This is a genomic window from Lamprobacter sp., assembly GCF_034860625.1.
In the GTDB taxonomy this organism is placed as follows: Bacteria; Pseudomonadota; Gammaproteobacteria; order Chromatiales; family Chromatiaceae; genus Lamprobacter.
In genome coordinates, this window is record NZ_JAYESN010000401.1 from 1 (window position 1) to 2,036 (window position 2,036).

The 2,036-nt window shown below is 61.0% G+C and carries 1 protein-coding gene and 1 pseudogene; both read right to left on the reverse strand.

What is annotated here, in order from left to right:
- Positions 1-1,182, reverse strand: a 1,182-nt coding sequence (tuf, locus tag VBE63_RS28080) for an elongation factor Tu (protein WP_323686280.1), incomplete at its 3' end; no start/stop codon positions are given.
- A 48-nt stretch (positions 1,183-1,230) separates the two neighbouring features.
- Positions 1,231-2,036: pseudogene (fusA, locus tag VBE63_RS28085) on the reverse strand (elongation factor G); the annotation flags it as partial.

Sequence of the window (2,036 nt, forward strand, 5' to 3'; positions counted from 1 at the left end):
ACCTTCGCGGATGGCGAAGCGCAGGCCGTCTTCCATGGCGATGGGCGCAATCAGCGTCACCACCATCTGGATGTTGTCACCCGGCATCACCATCTCCACACCCTCGGGCAGCTCACAGGCACCGGTCACGTCCGTGGTGCGGAAGTAGAACTGCGGACGGTAGCCCTTGAAGAACGGCGTGTGGCGACCACCCTCGTCCTTGGACAGCACATACACCTCTGCCTCGAACTTGGTGTGCGGCTTCACCGAACCCGGCTTGGCCAGCACCTGGCCACGCTCCACTTCCTCACGCTTGGTACCGCGCAGCAGTACACCCACGTTCTCACCCGCACGGCCTTCGTCCAGCAGCTTGCGGAACATCTCTACGCCGGTGCAGGTGGTCTTCTGCGTATCGCGGATACCCACGATTTCGATCTCTTCACCCACCTTGATCACACCGCGCTCCACGCGGCCCGTCACCACCGTGCCGCGACCGGAAATCGAGAACACGTCCTCTACCGGCATCAGGAAGGTCTGGTCAATCGCGCGCTCCGGCTCCGGAATGTACGAGTCCAGCGTCTCCACCAGGGTCTTCACCGCGGTCACGCCCAGCTCGTTGTCATCCTCGCCGTTCAGCGCCATCAGCGCGCTGCCGCAGATGATCGGCGTGTCGTCGCCCGGGAAGTCGTAGGTATCGAGCAGCTCGCGCAGCTCCATCTCTACCAGCTCCTTCATCTCGGCGTATTCCTCGGTGTCCGCACCGCCGCAGTCTTCTGCCAGCAGATCAGCCTTGTTCAGGAATACCACGATGTAGGGAACACCCACCTGACGAGACAGCAGAATGTGCTCTCGCGTCTGCGGCATGGGACCGTCGGTCGCGCCACACACCAGAATCGCGCCGTCCATCTGCGCCGCACCGGTGATCATGTTCTTTACGTAGTCAGCGTGGCCGGGGCAGTCAACGTGCGCATAGTGGCGCGAAGGCGAGCCGTACTCAACGTGCGAAGTCGCAATGGTGATGCCGCGCTCACGCTCCTCGGGTGCGTTGTCGATACCGTCAAACGCCACCGCGGAGCCGCCACCCCACACTTCTGCACACACCTTGGTCAGCGCCGCCGTCAGCGTGGTCTTGCCGTGGTCAACGTGACCAATGGTGCCCACGTTCACGTGCGGCTTGCTGCGCTCAAACTTTTCCTTTGCCACTGCGATTCACCTCACTCGATATCAAGAAATCAAAAGAACGGTTCTGGGTTACTTGGTCTGGTTACGCGCGATGATCTCCTGCGCGATATTGTTCGGTGCCTCCGAGTACTTGCAGAACTCCATGGTGTAGGTGGCCCTGCCCTGCGTCGCACTGCGCAGATCCGTGGCATAACCGAACATTTCAGCCAATGGCACCTCGGCGTTGATCACCTTGCCGGAGACACTGTCATCCATGCCGGAAATCAGGCCGCGGCGACGGTTGAGGTCACCGACCACATCACCCATATTCTCCTCGGGGGTCACCACCTCCACCTTCATGATCGGCTCCAGCAGCACCGCGCCACCCTGCTGCGACAGTTTCTTGGTCGCCATGGAGGCCGCGATCTTGAACGCCATCTCGTTGGAGTCAACATCGTGATAGGAGCCGTCATACACAGTCGCTTTCAGGCCCAGCAGGGGATAGCCGGCCAGCACACCGTTCTGCATCTGCTCTTCAATGCCCTTCTGCACCGCCGGAATGTATTCCTTGGGTACCACACCGCCAACCACCTCATTGGCGAACTCCAGGCCCTCGGCACTGGCGTCCTCGCCCGGCTCGAAGCGAATCCACACGTGACCATACTGGCCGCGACCACCGGACTGGCGCACGAACTTGCCTTCGATCTCCGCCTTGTTGCGGATGGCCTCTCTGTAGGCAACCTGCGGCTTGCCGATGTTCGCCTCAACACTGAACTCACGACGCATGCGGTCGACGATAATGTCCAGGTGCAGCTCGCCCATGCCGGAAAGAATCAACTGATCGGTTTCCTCGTCCTGACTCAGGAACAGGGTCGGGTCCTGGAGCAGGAAGAACT